Source organism: Bradyrhizobium sp. SZCCHNS3002 (assembly GCF_032377435.1).
Lineage (GTDB): Bacteria > Pseudomonadota > Alphaproteobacteria > Rhizobiales > Xanthobacteraceae > Bradyrhizobium.
Genome location: NZ_JAUHHY010000018.1, coordinates 117,518 through 133,030 on the forward strand (window position 1 = coordinate 117,518; position 15,513 = coordinate 133,030).

Below are 15,513 nucleotides of genomic sequence, written 5' to 3' on the forward strand. Positions count from 1 at the left end.
GTCTCACGCTCCCTCCATACGCGATCGCCCTGCCCGCAGCGGGGGATGCCAGTCGCGATCACCGCAGCAGGCGTGCGGAAAAATCGCTGAATTGCGGCAGAACCGATGAAGTCATCCGGTTATTTTCGCCGGGATTCGTCCCTGAGTTCCATCCCTTTCGACTATCGCGAGCGTCCCGATCTTCCTTAGGTTGCTGCAACGCCGGTTGGCATCTTCAACACACGCCGGACGCCGGTGCCACGCCAAACGACGCACGACTGCGTCACGCGGTGGATGTCGGCTCAAACGAGGGAGAATGACGAGATGGCTTTCCCGACGTCGGTCAACGACCAGATCACCGATTCCGTCACCCAGGCGAATACCAAGGTGCTCGGAGATGCGCCCGCGATTGCGATGGGCAACCTCTATCAGGCCACGGCGCAGGCGCTCGCCAATGCGGCTCACAACGCGACCAATGCGCAGCAGCAGAGCTACGTGACCACGCAGGCCGCCACCACCATGGGCGTCGCCACGCTCTACTCGCTCGACACCGCCACCACCGGCGTCGCGACGGCCGACATCCTCAACACCGGCGTCAAGGGCCTGACGAGCTGACGCGCACGTCCCGTTCGACCACCCACCTGCTGAAATGACCTCCACCTGAAAGGATCGAGCCATGGCATTTCCGACCTCAGTCAACAATCAGATCACCGATTCCGTCACCCAGGCGAACACCAAGGTGCTCGGCGACGCGCCGGCGATCGCGATGGGCAACCTGTTCCAGGCAACCGCGCAGGCGCTCGCGAACGCTGCGCACAATGCCACCAATTCGCAGCAGCAGAGCTATGTGACCGCGCAGGCGGCAACGACCATGGGCGTCGCCACGCTCTACTCGCTCGACACCGCCTCCACCGGCGTCGCCACCAAGGACATCCTGTCGTCCTGACCAGGCCCGAGCGCGGGATCGGGACACTCCCCGATCTTGGCCCTCGCCTCATGATCCCAGGGAGCTGGTGAGATGGCATTTCCCACGGCAGTCAACAGTCAGATCACGGACTCCGTGACCCAGAGCAACGTCCAGGTCCTCGGTACGGCACCTGCGATCGCAATGGGCAACCTGTATCAGGCGACGGCGCAGGCGCTGGCGAATGCAGCGCACAACGCCACCCTGGCGCAGCAACAGATGTACGTCACTGCGCAGGCAGCGACGACGGCAGGCGTCGCGCTGCTCTACTCACTCGACACGGCGTCGACCGGACTGGCGACGTCGACCATCCTGAAGAGCTAGGCACCATCCGCGCGTGATGCCCGGCTGATCGAGAGACGACCCCACGCCAACAGCACTCGCAAAGGAGAGACATCATGGCATTCCCCACCGCCGTCAACAGTCAGATCACGGACTCCATCAGCCAGGTGAACACCAAGGTGCTCGGCGACGCGCCGGCCGTCGCGATGGGCAACCTGTTCATCGCCACCAGCCAGGCGCTGTCCAACGCGGCCCACAACGCGACCAACAACCAGCAGCAGTCCTACGTGACGATGCAGGCCTCGACCACGCAGGGCATCTCCACCCTGCTGACCCTCGATACCGGCACGACCGGCATCGCCACCGAAAAGGTGCTCGGCCTGGTGTAGCGGTCCGTCCACCGACGGTGCCACCCGGCTAGCCGCAGGCTTGCGTCCGGCCAAGGGAGCCGTTCGTCGTGCCAGCCGCCTCCGCATCGTTGACGGCCGTGGTCGACGGCAACGTCGTCAATGTCGGGCTCGCCCCATCGGTCGCCATGGGCATGACCTATGTGGCGATGGCCGACAGCCTCGGGCTCGCCATGGCGAACGCCGCGGCCAATCAGCAACGTGGCCAGGTCCTGGCCGGCGCGGCGCTCGCGCAGGTCCTGGCGATGATCATTGCGCAAGGGAGTTCGTGACATGAGCGATCCGGGTACGGTCAACGGCCAGATCATCGACTCGACGACCGGCGTGGTCACGCTTCTGACCGGTCAGTCTCCGTCGCAGGCCTTCGGACTGCTCGACGCCGTGATGGTCGAGACGCTCGGCATGGCCATGCACAATGCGATCGGGCGGCAGCAGGGCGCGAGCGTGATCGGCTCGGCGGCAGTGACCGCGGCGTGTGCCAAGATGCTGTCGGTGCCGCTTCCCATTGCACCGCCGCCCGCGCCGAAGCCCCCGCCGCCCGCCGTCGATCCGCTCCCCGGACCGCCGCCCAATCCGTCGCCGAGCGCAGCCGTCGCCGCCGCCTTTGCCGAAGCGGAAAGCGCGGTGACCGCGCTGAAACTGCAGGCCAGCTCGGCCTCCAGCCTGGCGCAGACCGCGCAGGCAGATCTCAACCAGATCGTCACCGACGCCGGCGGCACGACGCCCTCGACGCCGCCCCCCCCGAGCAGCTCGATCGCGACCGCCTATGCGGATGCGGCGAGCGCGATCGACACGCTGAAGGCCCAGGCCGCGACCGCGAATGGCCTGGCGCAGACCGCGGAGAGCGACCTCAACAAGCTGATCACCGAGGCCGGCGGCACCCCGCCCGCTCCTCCGAAGACCTGACCAGATCCTGAACCGAAGACCCGACGACGAGACCGCCATGATCCGGGGCGCCGCAACCAGCACCGGCCGCAGCCTTCGGATCGGTTGAGGATACGCAGATGCCCAGCAATGTCGACGCCCAGATCATCGACGTGATCAACCAGGTCCAGAAGGCGACCATGGCGCCGCAGGTCGTACTCACCAGCGGCGCCGGCAAGGCCTATCAGTCGGTGGCGCAATCGGCGGCCATCGCCATCCAGGACGCGGCCGATGCGCTGCGCAACGTCTCGACCATCGCGACCACGGCCTCCGGCGTCGCCATGGCGCAGTTGCTGGCGACCGGCGAGCCGAAATACGCCGAAGCGCTGGTGACGGCGCAGAGCATGATGAAATCGGCGACCGACGACTTTGCCCAGATCGGCGCGGCCGCTTCCACGATCCTCAAGAACTTCCCGTCGGGGTGATGTGTCATGTCGGTGACGGTCGCAAACAGGCTGATCCAAGGCCGTGGCGGCCTCTCCGAGATCGGCGCGGTGGTTCTGGCGTTCATCGACGGCGGCGTGCAATGGCTCGAATGGGCGGTGCGGGCGCCGACGGCGAGCTACAGCTTCCCCGACGAAACCAGCATGATGGCCGAAATCCAGGACGGGCTGCACGGCTCGCCGCTGGCGCTGCTGCCCGGTCTGGGCCTGCAGGTCAGCCCGGTCAAGCTCCTGACCTTCAATCTCGGTGACCTGCGCGCGATTGCCAAGGCAGAGACCGGCGCGCAAGACGCCGCGACGGCGAGCCAGACCGAGAGCATCCTCAACGCCCACGGCATCCATGCGCAGTCGGATCTCGCAGCGGTCCCGGCCCTGCTCTCGCAGTTTGGCGTGGCCACGTCGCCGCTGTTCCAGTGTCTTGGCCTCAACGAGACGATCGCGCTGTGGGAGCTGATCGCGCTGCCGCAGCCGCAGGACGGCGAGCCCGACATCCGCAACGACGCGGCCGCCTTCGCCGTGCAGCAGGCCCGCACGCCCGAGGAGTTCTGCGACTACTACCGCATCTACATGGCGCTGACGGCCAAGCTGAAGACCGCCGCCAGCTCTGCCGAGCAACGCCTGTCCCAGGCCAATGGCGCGGTTCAGACGCTGCTGCCGATGATGTTCGGCGCGCTCGACTGTCCGCAGGTGCGGGGCCTGGTGCCCCCGCACGAGGTCGCCGCGGCCGTCAACAACTGGCTGCGGCAGGGACGGCGGCTCGGTTTCGCCCGGCTGTCGGAGGGCGTCTGCCGCATCATCGATAGCACGACATTCACGCAGGAGACCGGCGCAGCGGCCCAGCAGGTCGTCACGCTGTATCTCGCCAACGCGCAGTCGTTCCTCTCGGCCAATCATCCGAAGACCGGCCGGATCAGCCAGGACGGACGCTCCTGCATCCTGCCGACGCAATCCGGCAATCTCTACGCCGAGCTCTACCTCGGCGCCGACGGCGACATCACCTTGCGCCAATTCAGGCGGATCGCGCCGCCCGCCGAAAAGAGTTGAGTCCGACACCCCATGAGGCAGGCATCATGAGCGAGCAGCCCCCGTCCCAGACCTCTCCGCCGGAGAACGAGCCCGACATCCTGCTCGACAATCCCTATGCCAGCCCGATGTTGCCTGAAGCATTCATCGAGCAGATCGAGGAGCAGTCGGCGGCTCAGTCGGCGCGCGATACCGAAGTCGAAGCCGAGCTGATCGAGAGCGCCACCGACGAGGTCGTGTCGATCGAGGAGCATCTGGGCGAGATGGACGAGGCTGTGATCGAGGTGGACGAGCAGGTCGCCAGTCCCCTCTCCTCGCACTCCATCCACCAGATCGAGCATCGCCTGCTGGAGGCCTCCCGCGCGATCGCCGCGGCCCAGCAGGCGTTCAACGAAGCGGTTGGTCGCACGGCGGCCTCGATGGAGCGCAAGATGGCCGCGGCGCAGGCCGCCATGCTGTCACGCCGGGCGCAGGTCGAACCGCTGCAGCCGCCCGCGGACTACGCGCCGCCCACGGTCGAGACGGCCGAGCAGGCCGTCGCGGCCTCGATCGTCGCCACGCGCCAGGCCACCAACTTCACCGATCGTCAGCTCGCGGCGATGGCCGCCACCGGCCGCGCCATCATCGCCGAGGCCCAGCAGGCGGCCGAGCAGAGCGTCATCGCCGCCGAACGCTCGATCACCGCCGCGCTGGCGGCGAGCCAGCCACAGAAGACGGCGGCTTCCGCCTGACGCCACGCAAACCACCTCGCTGCGGCTGCGGGTGATCCGACTGCTGTGTCAGCGATACTCCCGAAGCGGTCGTAAGAACACCGCCTCCGGCACCGCCTATCACGCGGAAGGATCCAATCCGATGTGCTGCATCATCTTCGATCTCGCCAGCACCGGTGGCCTGGACACCCTCGCCTCGCCGGGTGCCGGCCTCCCTGGCGCGCTGCCCCAAGGCATGGGAACCCAAGGCGGCCTCTACGTGATCGTCAACGTTCCCACCAACAATAGATACATCGGGAAAGCCGGCAATCTGGCGGACCGCTTCGATGGTCGTATGCTCACCGTGAACGAGTTCGGACTGAGCACCAACAATCTCAGGGGCGTCGGCGCGTTCTGGGGTGTCGCCTACGCCTTCAACACGCCGCAACCGCCGTCGCCGCCACTGCCAGTCTTCAAGGTCGAGGCCGGCATCACCTACAACGCCCAAACGAACGATGGCCGCCTCGCCAACCTCCTCTTGCCCGGCCAATTCGCTCCGGGAACTCCACAATATGCTTTCGCCAGCGCGCTGCAGATGAACACGATGGAAACCTGCAGGGTCGCCGATCCCATCTATTCCCTTAAAGATCCAACGGTCTACATCGATTCAACGACAGTCGACGTCGAACAACTACTCATTCGATTCTTCAAGATGGCGATCGGCAGCGGCGGAACTCTCACAAACAAGCAAAAAAGTCTGAATGCGTTCGTGAATTCAACCGGCAACAGCATGATCGTTGCGGTGTCGTGGGGCGCATGCCAAGCGCTCGGATTCCCGACCAGCGGCTTCACCATCATCACGATCGCCAACGGCGGCGCGCTTTGACGATCGCCGCGGGACTACCGTCCCGCCGCAGCGCGCGGGCCGTGCCGATCGACCCGGAGCGTTACGCCAACGGCAAAACGGTGAACATCAGAACTGATTCCCATTCGATTGCGCCGGGGGATGCGAGGCTCGCAGGCATACGGCGCTCACATCAAACAAAGAGAAGAGGACGATCAGGATGCCAAAAGGCGACGAACCAACGATCTTCGTGACCAAGGACGACAGGCAAGTCGTCATCGCGTCAGGAGGCGAGCAGATCAGCCCCAACAGCTACGGCTTCGAGATCGAATTCTGCAGCCACAACAGCTGGGTGTTCCAATTCACTCACGTTGAAGCAGCCGACATCGAATTGACGGTTGGAGACTCGCCGGAAGCAAAAGCCGTCTGGACGATCGAGACCGATTCGGACAACGTCTTCGAACTCACGACGGGCAAGACGTGGTTTTCGACCGTCGCGGACGCCTACCTTGCCAAAGACCGACTTGCTGAATATCTCGTCGCTTCTGTATCCGGGACATCGACGCAAAAATATGTGACTTTCCTGCAATGGAAGGCGGCGCTCGCAAGCGAGGCCTTCGATACCCTCGTCAAGAATTTCTTTGGCAAAGCGTTGAAGAAAGCCGAGGCGAAGAATCGCAGCTCCACTCAAGTTCTTGTTCAACTGAACGAAAACAACATTGACGATACGACTAATGTCGGCGCGGCCCTATGGACGTTCGCCAAGAACGAGGGAAGCCCCCAAGATCCACAACCGTGGAACGATTACCTCAACAACATCCTCCTTGGGCGCAGCCAGAAAGACCCAAAAGAAGGCTTTTCTTCGCAGGTCAACATGCCCATGACCTTGCAAGGTTATTTTTTATACCAAATGGCGTGGAAACTACCTCGTGAAAATCTGCGCTTCAGCAAGGGCGTGGTACGGCCATCCTGGATCTGGTTGAACGTCATGGCCGAAGTCTATAGCGGATACATGTCATTGCTTACAAAGATCTATAAGGACGTCGGTCAGATTGATCCGGCGAAAGTTCCAGTCGAACTGAACATGACTATTGCAGAACTCAAGAAGTCCGCGTTTGTTTTCCTTGTTACGAACAAGGTGGTATGCGGTGCAATGGGCGCTCTGAGCGAGATGAATCAGCTCAAGCTCCAGGAAATCGCATACGCCGAAAAATCGACGTTGATCTTTCGGGATCCATACCCCTTTGAGGAACAGATCAATTCATATCAAGTGGACCAATTCCCGGGCTGGTGGCGCTGGTTGCCATTTCATAGCTACCTGAAGGATTTAACGGCACTCTGGTTTAAAGCTGCGCTGCTGGACGTGATCAGCAAGGAAGACTTTGATCGCACGTTTTACGGCAAGCTCGGCGAAGTTCTCTTGTCCGGAGAAACGGCTGCGATTTGGCTGGACGCACTCGCAAAATTTCAACGCGAGTACATAGAGAAGGCCGGAAAGAAACCTTACTCACGGCTCGCGACGTACGACGTCAAATCTCTCTGTAAAGCGATCAACATGGTGGAGAAAGCGCTGGGCGCAATGCTCCTGAACGCGAGCAATCCATCCACCGATCTTGCTTTCAATCTGCCGCCGCCAAATGCGCGCCCGTTTCTTGACTATTCCAGAGCACCGAAGTGGGAAGGACGCTACGACACCATGTGGTCTTCGATCAAACTACCGGGGTCCTCGCCGTCGACCGGTGATTGGACGTACCTCGTTGAGCATCGCCGGCATTAGGCGACGGAGAATGCCTTGGGTGGAAATGCGTCTTTTTCATACCAACCCTCGGCGGCGCTTACATGTTTCCAAAGCCTCTGTGAAAGAGGACAACCGCCCCCCTCACTCCGCCGCCATGCGCCGGTACTCGCGCGGGGTGCGGCCGACCTGACGGCGGAAGTATTTCTCGAAATGGCTGAGATCGGCGAAGCCGACCTGTAGCGCCACATCGGTGATCGGCTGCCGCGCATTCGTTGCCAGCAACTCCTTGGCTTTCTCGACCCGAATGCGCGACAGCATTGCCTTGCACGAGGTCTGCAGGCTGTGGCGAAACAGGAAGCTCAGATGCGACTGGCTGACATGGGCCTGGCGTGCCAGGCTGCCGAGCCGGATCGGCTCGGCATAGTGATCGACGAGATACAGAAGTGCCCGGCGCAGATTGGGATGCAGGCGCGACAGCGCCGTGATGTCCTTGTTGAGCACGTGGCGAATCCAATCATCCGCTTCCGCCCCGATTTCCGGCCTCGCGGACGCTTGCTCGCGAACGGCTTCGGCCGGCGGCTTCGCCGCCGGCAACGCCGGTGACGGTGCCGCCGACGTCACCGTCACGCGCTCGGCCCGCGCGTGGAGAGCCGGGAAATAGCGCCTGATGTCCTCGGCACGGATCCTCGCACGTCCGGTCATGACCGCGAGCCGGGCGACCACGCGCTCGACCTCGAACGCGTTCTCCGGCCACGGATAGCTGCGGCACAGATCGAGCATCTCGGCGCTGATCTTGTCTTCGGCGCGATGACCATGTCCCTCGAGCGCAGCGATGACGAGCGGCTCGATGTCGTCGCAGCGCTCGCGCAGCGGCGGCACGCTGACGGGCAGAAAGTCGAGCTCGGCCAGCAATTGGCGCGAGAAGGAGCGCTCGGCCACCATGCGCGGCAGATCGCCGCCGGCCGAGGCGATCACGCGCACGCGCGTCGTGTTCGACACGTCCAGCCATTGTCCCAGGCGAGAATGCATGTGCTGCGGCAATTCGTTCTGCAGACCGGGCGCCAGCATGTCGATGTCGCTGAAGAACAGCGTGCCGCCCTCGGCCTGCCGAAACCAGTCCTGCGGCGCCCCCCGCGGCTGCGCGCAATTGACCTGCACGAACGGCAGATCGCGGCGCGGCCCGCAGCAATGGATCGCGGCGGCCAGATACGGCGTCTCGGTCCCGAACTCGCCCTGCAACAGGCACGGCAGATCGCTGTGCGACGCCTTCTCGACGAAGATCTCGAGATTTCGGACCGCCTCGCTCACACCCACCAACAGCAGCGAGCGGCCCAGGCGCTGCCGTGCCCACTCGCAGACCTCGTGGCGCTTGATCACGAAGGCGAGCTGGCGCGCGCAATCCGCCAGCGCGTCGGACAGGTCCGGCCCGCCCCGCCGCCCCTCCCAGGCCAACGTCAAACGGCCGATCCCGACGTCGGCATAGACCAGCGGCGCCGTCACGGATGGCGTCGGTTCGAGCCGCCATTCCGGCGCACGCCGCGGCTCGCGCTCGGCGGTGGCCGCAACACCGCCGTCTCTTTCGCTGAGCCAGTCCTGCACGGTTTCCGATCCGGATCGGGACAGGACGATGCGGCCGAGATCGGCGACGGCAATCTCCACAGTCGCCGCCCGCGACAGCTCCGCCAGACGCTGTGCATAGCTTGCCAGGAAATCGACGACGTTGAGATACGGCCGGCTCATCCTGGACAGATCGCGCCAGGCCTGATCGCCGCCGTCGAGTCCCCGCTGGTCTTTCATGACCCGGCTCAGCGCACGGACGCGTTGTGTCGATGATCCAACATGGCGGGCACGTTACCGCGGCTCCGACGCCGCTTCCGACCGAAGCGGCCGGCCCGATCTGCCCACCTTGTGCATCGCTTGCCAGAATTCATGGTCCCCCATGACGCAGCCCACGGCTACGCCGCATCTCCCATGTCCGATCATTGGCCCTTCCCCCTCACAACTACGGGCCAACCAAACCATACACAATTTTAGATTGAGTGTGAATGAATTCACAAGCGAGCCATCAAATGGTCTTGATGACTGATGCGATTCGTCGCGGCTATCCGCGCTGTTCGCGTGGCTGATAGATCGCCACGTGATGGCAATGCGCGAGCGGGCGGTCGCCATTGGCGACCACCAGCGCATCGAGCTCGACGAAGCGGTGACCCTTCTTCTCGTAGTTGGCAACCACACGGCCGCGCGCGGTGATCTCGTCGGCTTCTTCGATCGCCGACAGCAGTTGCATGCGGCTGCCGACGTGAATCCAGGGGCCGAGGACGACGTTGTCGACGAGCAGCCGGTTCGTCACCCGCTGCAGCATGCCGGGATGGCCGAGCCGTTCGTTGGCATAGATCGGATCGCGCTCGCGAATCTCAGAAAGATAGGCGGCGGCCGCCTGCCCTGGCCACGCGCGCGGCGCCGTGCCGAGCCAGCTGCCGACAGCGAAAGACTCCGCACTGACGAGCGGCCGCACCGCCGCGGCCGGAACATCCCGGTACTCGGCCAGCACGACATCCGGCACCGACGCGGGCAGCGAAGCGGAACCGGTGGCGCAGAGCTGCCCTCGGCTGATCACCTCGAGGGCGAGCCCGTCGGAGGTCTCGTTCGCGACGACCTCCGCGATCTCGCCGTCATAGACCGGCTTGGTGAACCGTGCCTCGATCAGCCCACGCTCCAGGAACGCCCGCCCCCAGCGTGCGACGGGCTGATGCAGCATATAGGCCAGCACCTCGACGCCGGGTACGAGACCGCCGGCGAAGCCGAATCGCCGCGCCACACTGTCGTCGTGCATCTTGTTCTCGGACTGCTTGGCCGTGTTGAACGCCTCGACCGCATACGCCGCGATTCTGCCCGACATCCTTGCCTCCCTTTCACCGTTTTCGGGCGATGGTAGCGGCCGGAAAGGCCCTGGCAAGCGGCGCGTTTGGCTCGCAATTCCCGGCGCGATGGGGTACCAACCGGACCATTCCAACCGATGGCCCGATGACGACCGAAACCGCCCCGATCCGCATCTATGTCGACGCCGACGCCTGCCCGGTGAAGGACGAGATCTACCGCGTTGCGATCCGGCATGGCCTGCCGGTGACCGTCGTCGCCGGCGGCTTCATCCGCGTGCCCGAGGATCCCCTGATCACGCGCGTGGCGGCCGGCAGCGCCATGGATGCCGCGGATGACTGGATCGCCGAGCGCACCGGCGCTGACGACATCGTCATCACGGCGGACATTCCGCTGGCCAGCCGCTGCGTCAAGGCCGGCAGCGCCGTGATCGCGCCGAACGGCAAGCCGTTCACGGAGGAGTCGATCGGCATGACGCTCGCCGTGCGCAACCTCATGACCGATCTGCGGTCATCGGGCGAGGTGACCGGCGGCCCGCGCTCGTTCACGCCGCGCGACCGCTCCACCTTCCTTTCCACCCTCGACACCACGATCCGCCGCCTGCAGCGCCAGCGCGCGGCGCGGACCCAGCAGCAGAGCTAACCTCATGGCGCCGCCGCTCATCCAACTCAAGGACATCCGCCTGACCTTCGGCGGCACGGCCCTGCTGCAGGGTGTCGAGCTGTCGGTCTCGCCAGGCGAGCGCGTCTGCCTGATCGGCCGCAACGGCTCCGGCAAGTCGACGCTGCTCAAGATCGCCGCCGGCCTGGTCGAATGCGACAGCGGCACCCGCTTCGTGCAGCCGGGCGCCACGGTGCGCTATCTGCCGCAGGAGCCGGATTTCTCCGGCCATGCCACCACGCTGTCCTATGTCGAGGCCGGACTCGGGCCGGGCGACGATCATTATCAGGCGCGCTATCTCGTCGAGCAGCTCGGCCTCACCGGCGAGGAAGATCCGGCGCATGTTTCCGGCGGCGAGGCGCGCCGCGCGGCGTTGGCGCGCGTGCTCGCGCCCAACCCCGACATCCTACTGCTGGACGAGCCGACCAACCATCTCGACCTGACGACCATCGAATGGCTGGAGAACGAGCTCGACGGCCGAAGCTCGGCGCTGGTGCTGATCAGTCACGATCGCCGTTTCCTCACCAATCTGTCGCGCGCGACCGCCTGGCTCGACCGCGGCCAGATCAAGCAGATCGACCGCGGCTTTGCGGCGTTCGAGGCGTGGCGCGACGAGGTGCTGGCGGAAGAAGAGCGCGAGCAGCACAAGCTCGACCGCAAGATCGTCAACGAAGAGCACTGGCTGCGCTACGGCGTCTCCGGCCGGCGCAAGCGCAACGTCAAGCGGCTCGCCAACCTGCATGCGCTGCGCCAGCAGCGCCGCGACTATCGCGGCACGGCGGGCGCCGCCAACCTCGCCGCGGCCGAGGCCGACAAGTCCGGCAAGCTGGTGATCGAAGCGAAGGGCGCGTCGAAGAGCTTTGGTGATCGCAAGATCGTCGACAACTTCTCCATCCGCATCCAGCGCGGCGACCGCATCGGCATCGTCGGCCCCAACGGCGCCGGCAAGACCACGCTGGTCAATCTGCTCACCGGCGGCAGCGAGCCCGACAGCGGCAGCATCAGGCTCGGCGTCAATCTGGAGACGGCGACGCTCGACCAGCACCGCGAGAGCCTCGATCCCCGGACGACGCTCGCCGACGCGCTGACGGGCGGCCGCGGCGATCACGTCATGGTGGCCGGCAAGCCGAGGCACGTCGTCGGCTACATGGAGGACTTCCTGTTCTCGCGCGAGCAGATGCGCACGCCGCTCGAAGTGCTATCGGGGGGCGAGCGCGGCCGGCTGATGCTGGCGCGCGCGCTGGCCAAGCCATCGAACCTCTTGGTGCTGGACGAGCCGACCAACGATCTCGACCTCGAGACGCTCGACGTGCTCGAGGACATGCTCGGCGACTACGAAGGCACGGTGATCCTGATCAGCCACGACCGCGACTTCCTGGACCGCGTCGTGACCTCGGTGATCGTGCCCGAGGGCAACGGCAAATGGCAGGAATATGCCGGCGGCTACAGCGACATGCTGGCGCAGCGCGGCGCCGACCTGAAGCGCGAGCATGCCAAGGCGGCTGAGGAGAAGAAGGAGGCCAAGCCGGCTGCGACAGTGCCGGCGAGCGCGCCCAAGCGCAAGCTCTCCTTCAACGAGAAGCACGCGCTGGAGACCCTGCCGAAGACGATCGCGAAGCTGCAGGCCGAGATTGCCAAGCAGCAGGCCGTGCTCGCGGATCCTGCTCTTTACGCCAAGGACCGCAAAAAGTTCGACGCCGCCTCCCTCGCCATCGCCACCGCGCAGGCCGAGCTCACCGCCGCGGAAGACCGCTGGCTGGAGCTGGAAGTGCTGCGCGAGGAAATCGAGGGGGCTTGATGTTTACGTAGGATGGGCAAAGGCGCGCAAGCGCCGTGCCCACCACGAGCTTGCGCAACAGAAGACGGTGGGCACGCTTCGCTTTGCCCACCCGACATTCTCTCCGTCATCGCTTCGCTCCTCGCAATGACGGCAACATGGAGTGAATGACATGACCACCCCGCTCGCCGCCAGGATCGCCCGTGAGTACGGCACGCCCTGCGCCGTCATCGACATGGACAGGGTCGAGCGCAACATCGCGCGCATCCAGGCCCAGTGCGAGGCCGCGGGCGTCGCCAACCGGCCGCACATCAAGACGCACAAGAGCCCGGTGCTGGCGAAACTGCAGATCGAGGCCGGCGCGCAGGGTATCACCTGCCAGAAGATCGGCGAGGCCGAAATCATGGCGGACGCCGGCATCGCCGACATCCTGATCAGCTACAATCTGATCGGAGAGGAGAAGATGGCCCGCCTCGCCGCGCTGCAGGCCAAGGCCGACATGACCGTCGCCGCCGATAACGCGACCGTCATCGCCGGCCTGCCGCAGGCGGCAAAGCAGTCGGGCCGCACGCTGTCGGTCGTGGTCGAATGCGACACCGGGCGCAAGCGCGCCGGGGTCGAGACGCCGGCCGAGGCGATCCAGCTCGCACGCCAGATCAAAGCCTCCGAGGGACTGCGCTTCGCCGGCTTCATGCTGTACCCGACCGAGAGCGGCTGGGACGAGGCACAGCGCTTTTACGACGAGGCGCTGGCCGGCGTGCGCGCCGAGGGGCTGGACGCTGCCATCGTCTCGACCGGCGGCTCGCCGAACCTGAAGAATCTCGGCAAGCTCAGGGGCGCGACCGAGCATCGGCCGGGTACCTATATCTACAACGACCGCATGCAGGTCGCCGCCGGCGTCGCCACCTGGGACGACTGCGCGCTGCACATCTACTCGACCGTCGTCAGTCGCGCCGCGCCCGAGCGCGGCATTCTCGATGCCGGCTCGAAGACGCTGACGACCGACACTGGCGGGCTCGACGGCCACGGCCTGATCCTGGAACACCCCGAAGCCAAGATCGCGCGCTTCGCCGAGGAGCACGGCTTCCTCGATCTGTCGCGCAGCAACACCCGCCCCCATGTCGGCGACGTCGTCCGCATCGTCCCCAACCACGTCTGCGTCGTCGTCAACATGATGGACGAGGTGGTGATGGTGCGCGGCGAGGAGATCCTGGGCACGCTGCCGGTCGCGGCGCGGGGGAAGCTGCGATAGGGGGCGCTCTCTCAGCCCGTCATTGCGAGGAGCGAAGCGACAAAGCAATCCAGAGCCGCACGTGCCGCCCTGGATTGCTTCCGCCGTCGCCCGTCGGGCTCTGGCGGACAAGTCGCTTCGCTCGCAATGACGGCAAAGACGTCGGGTGGGCAAAGAGGCGACGCGGCAACGCCTCGGCGCAGCGTGCCCACCGTTGTCTCTGTTGGTGCTGACGGTGGGCACGCTGCGCTTTGCCCACCCTACGATTTAAGCCACTTCAACACGCCCTTCCCCGCAGCCACGCCAGTCGCAAACGACGCCTGCAGCAGATAGCCGCCGGTCGGCGCCTCCCAGTTCAGCATCTCTCCAGCGGCGAACACGCCGGGCAGTCGCCGCAGCATGTAGTCGGCGTCGAGCTCATCGCGGGCGATGCCGCCGGCGCTGGAGATGGCGCGCGCGAGCCCGGCGGTGCCGGTCAGCTTGATCGGCAGGGCGTTGATCAGTGCCGCGAGACGGTCGGGCGGTAGCGACGACAACGACAGCCCTTGCGTCTTTGCTGCCTCCTGCAGCAGGCCGATCGCGACCGGCGACAACTGCAACGCCTTGCGGAGCACATTCGAGAACGACTGCTTGCCGCGTGGAGCCGATAGCTTCTTGATCAGATCAGCGGCAGCGAGATCGGGCCGCAGCGCGACGTGCAGGACAGCCTCGCCATGAACAGCCACGGCCTCCCGCAGCTCGGCCGACAGTGCATAGACCGCGCCGCCTTCGATGCCGTCCCGCGTCACGACCGCCTCGCCGCGCACGCTGCGCTCGCCGAACGCCAGCGCGATGCCCTTCAGCGGCTGGCCCTCGAAGCGGTCGCGGAAGATGTCGGACCAGCCGACGGTGAAGCCGCAATTGGCGGGCCGCAGCGGCGCGATCGCGACGCCCTTGGCGGCGAGGATCGGCACCCAGCCGCCGTCGGATCCGAGCCGCGGCCAGGAGGCGCCGCCCAGCGCCAGCACGGTCGCGTCGGCTGCCACGGTGTGCGGACCGTTCGGCGTCTCGAAGGTCAGATGTCCCCGGTCGTCCCAGCCGGTCCAGCGATGCCGTAGCGCGACTCGCACGCCCTGCGCATCGAGCCGGCGCAGCCACGCCCGCAGCAACGGCGAGGCTTTCATTGCGACAGGAAACACGCGGCCCGAGGAGCCGACGAAGGTCGGCTCGCCCAGCGCCTCGCACCAGTGGCGCAGTTGTTGCGGCGAGAAGGCTTGGATGGCCGGCGTAAGCCACGACGCAGCGTCGCGATAGCGCGACAGGAACAGCGGCAGCTCTTCGCTGTGCGTGAGATTGAGGCCCCCTCGCCCCGCCATCAGGAACTTGCGGGCAACCGACGGCATCGCGTCGTAGACGGTGACGGCGACGCCGCCGCCCGCCAGCACCTCGGCGGCCATGAGCCCAGCCGGGCCGGCCCCGATGACCGCAATGTGCTTTAAAGAGGACATGTCGTCAGTTTAGGCCCCCCACCGCACCAAGCCAAAGGTCGTCATGCCCGGGCTTGTCCCGGGCATCCACGCCCGTCCACGCCGCAGTGCCAAAGACGTGGATGGCCGGGTCAAGCCCACGGCTGTCCGGTTCAGGCAGGCTGGACAAGGCGCATGGCGTGGATTCTTCTGCGGTCTTGAGCATCGCC

General features: G+C 65.5%; 18 protein-coding genes. 14 read left to right on the plus strand and 4 right to left on the minus strand.

Annotated features, from left to right (window positions below):
* Window positions 1–303 precede the first annotated feature (303 nt).
* From QW845_RS29645 to QW845_RS29695, 11 genes are all read left to right on the plus strand, one after another.
* Window positions 304–594: a RebB family R body protein gene (locus QW845_RS29645; protein WP_315805051.1), complete on the plus strand. Its 291-nt coding sequence runs from the start codon at window positions 304–306 to the stop codon at window positions 592–594.
* Between the two features lie 61 nt (window positions 595–655).
* Window positions 656–925, plus strand: coding sequence for a RebB family R body protein (locus tag QW845_RS29650; protein WP_315805052.1), 270 nt, complete (start codon window positions 656–658; stop codon window positions 923–925).
* 72 nt (window positions 926–997) lie between these two features.
* Complete coding sequence (locus QW845_RS29655) at window positions 998–1,267, plus strand: RebB family R body protein (protein ID WP_172108194.1); 270 nt, start codon at window positions 998–1,000, stop codon at window positions 1,265–1,267.
* 74 nt (window positions 1,268–1,341) lie between these two features.
* Window positions 1,342–1,614 carry a RebB family R body protein gene (locus QW845_RS29660; protein WP_172108192.1) on the plus strand — a complete coding sequence of 91 codons (273 nt, stop codon included), beginning with the start codon at window positions 1,342–1,344 and terminating at the stop codon, window positions 1,612–1,614.
* A 68-nt stretch (window positions 1,615–1,682) separates the two neighbouring features.
* On the plus strand, window positions 1,683–1,904 hold the full coding sequence (locus QW845_RS29665; RefSeq protein WP_315805053.1) for a RebB family R body protein: 222 nt from the start codon (window positions 1,683–1,685) through the stop codon (window positions 1,902–1,904).
* Between the two features lies 1 nt (window position 1,905).
* The gene (locus QW845_RS29670; RefSeq protein ID WP_315805054.1) at window positions 1,906–2,538 is read left to right on the plus strand and encodes a RebB family R body protein; all 633 of its coding nucleotides are present in this window, start codon (window positions 1,906–1,908) and stop codon (window positions 2,536–2,538) included.
* Between the two features lie 98 nt (window positions 2,539–2,636).
* Window positions 2,637–2,981, plus strand: coding sequence for a hypothetical protein (locus QW845_RS29675; protein WP_315805055.1), 345 nt, complete (start codon window positions 2,637–2,639; stop codon window positions 2,979–2,981).
* Between the two features lie 6 nt (window positions 2,982–2,987).
* Window positions 2,988–4,043 carry a hypothetical protein gene (locus QW845_RS29680; RefSeq protein ID WP_315805056.1) on the plus strand — a complete coding sequence of 352 codons (1,056 nt, stop codon included), beginning with the start codon at window positions 2,988–2,990 and terminating at the stop codon, window positions 4,041–4,043.
* 26 nt (window positions 4,044–4,069) lie between these two features.
* Window positions 4,070–4,753 (plus strand): hypothetical protein, encoded by a 684-nt coding sequence (locus QW845_RS29685; protein ID WP_315805057.1) that lies wholly within the window; start codon window positions 4,070–4,072, stop codon window positions 4,751–4,753.
* A gap of 121 nt (window positions 4,754–4,874) precedes the next feature.
* Complete coding sequence (locus QW845_RS29690; protein ID WP_315805058.1) at window positions 4,875–5,597, plus strand: hypothetical protein; 723 nt, start codon at window positions 4,875–4,877, stop codon at window positions 5,595–5,597.
* A gap of 178 nt (window positions 5,598–5,775) precedes the next feature.
* Window positions 5,776–7,332, plus strand: coding sequence for a hypothetical protein (locus tag QW845_RS29695; protein WP_315805059.1), 1,557 nt, complete (start codon window positions 5,776–5,778; stop codon window positions 7,330–7,332).
* Window positions 7,333–7,434: 102 nt separating this feature from the next.
* Here QW845_RS29695 and QW845_RS29700 read toward each other — a convergent pair whose 3' ends face one another.
* Complete coding sequence (locus tag QW845_RS29700; protein WP_315805060.1) at window positions 7,435–9,090, minus strand: helix-turn-helix domain-containing protein; 1,656 nt, start codon at window positions 9,088–9,090, stop codon at window positions 7,435–7,437.
* A 304-nt stretch (window positions 9,091–9,394) separates the two neighbouring features.
* Window positions 9,395–10,192 (minus strand): hypothetical protein, encoded by a 798-nt coding sequence (locus tag QW845_RS29705; RefSeq protein ID WP_315805061.1) that lies wholly within the window; start codon window positions 10,190–10,192, stop codon window positions 9,395–9,397.
* 125 nt (window positions 10,193–10,317) lie between these two features.
* Here QW845_RS29705 and QW845_RS29710 point away from each other — a divergent pair, with 125 nt between their 5' ends.
* The 3 genes from QW845_RS29710 (at window position 10,318) to QW845_RS29720 (ending at window position 13,859) form a co-directional block, all read left to right on the plus strand.
* Window positions 10,318–10,812, plus strand: a complete 495-nt coding sequence (locus QW845_RS29710; RefSeq protein ID WP_315805062.1) for a YaiI/YqxD family protein — start codon at window positions 10,318–10,320, stop codon at window positions 10,810–10,812.
* Between the two features lie 4 nt (window positions 10,813–10,816).
* Entirely contained in the window at window positions 10,817–12,628 is a 1,812-nt protein-coding gene (locus QW845_RS29715) for an ABC-F family ATP-binding cassette domain-containing protein (RefSeq protein ID WP_315805063.1), read from the plus strand.
* 151 nt (window positions 12,629–12,779) lie between these two features.
* Window positions 12,780–13,859 carry a D-TA family PLP-dependent enzyme gene (locus QW845_RS29720; protein ID WP_315805064.1) on the plus strand — a complete coding sequence of 360 codons (1,080 nt, stop codon included), beginning with the start codon at window positions 12,780–12,782 and terminating at the stop codon, window positions 13,857–13,859.
* 239 nt (window positions 13,860–14,098) lie between these two features.
* On the opposite strand, the gene QW845_RS29725 is transcribed toward QW845_RS29720, so the two are convergent.
* Both QW845_RS29725 and QW845_RS29730 read right to left on the minus strand, forming a co-directional pair.
* Window positions 14,099–15,325 carry a TIGR03862 family flavoprotein gene (locus tag QW845_RS29725; protein WP_315805065.1) on the minus strand — a complete coding sequence of 409 codons (1,227 nt, stop codon included), beginning with the start codon at window positions 15,323–15,325 and terminating at the stop codon, window positions 14,099–14,101.
* Window positions 15,326–15,329: 4 nt separating this feature from the next.
* Window positions 15,330–15,513: hypothetical protein (locus QW845_RS29730; RefSeq protein WP_315805066.1), on the minus strand; the 184-nt coding region annotated here is incomplete at its 5' end.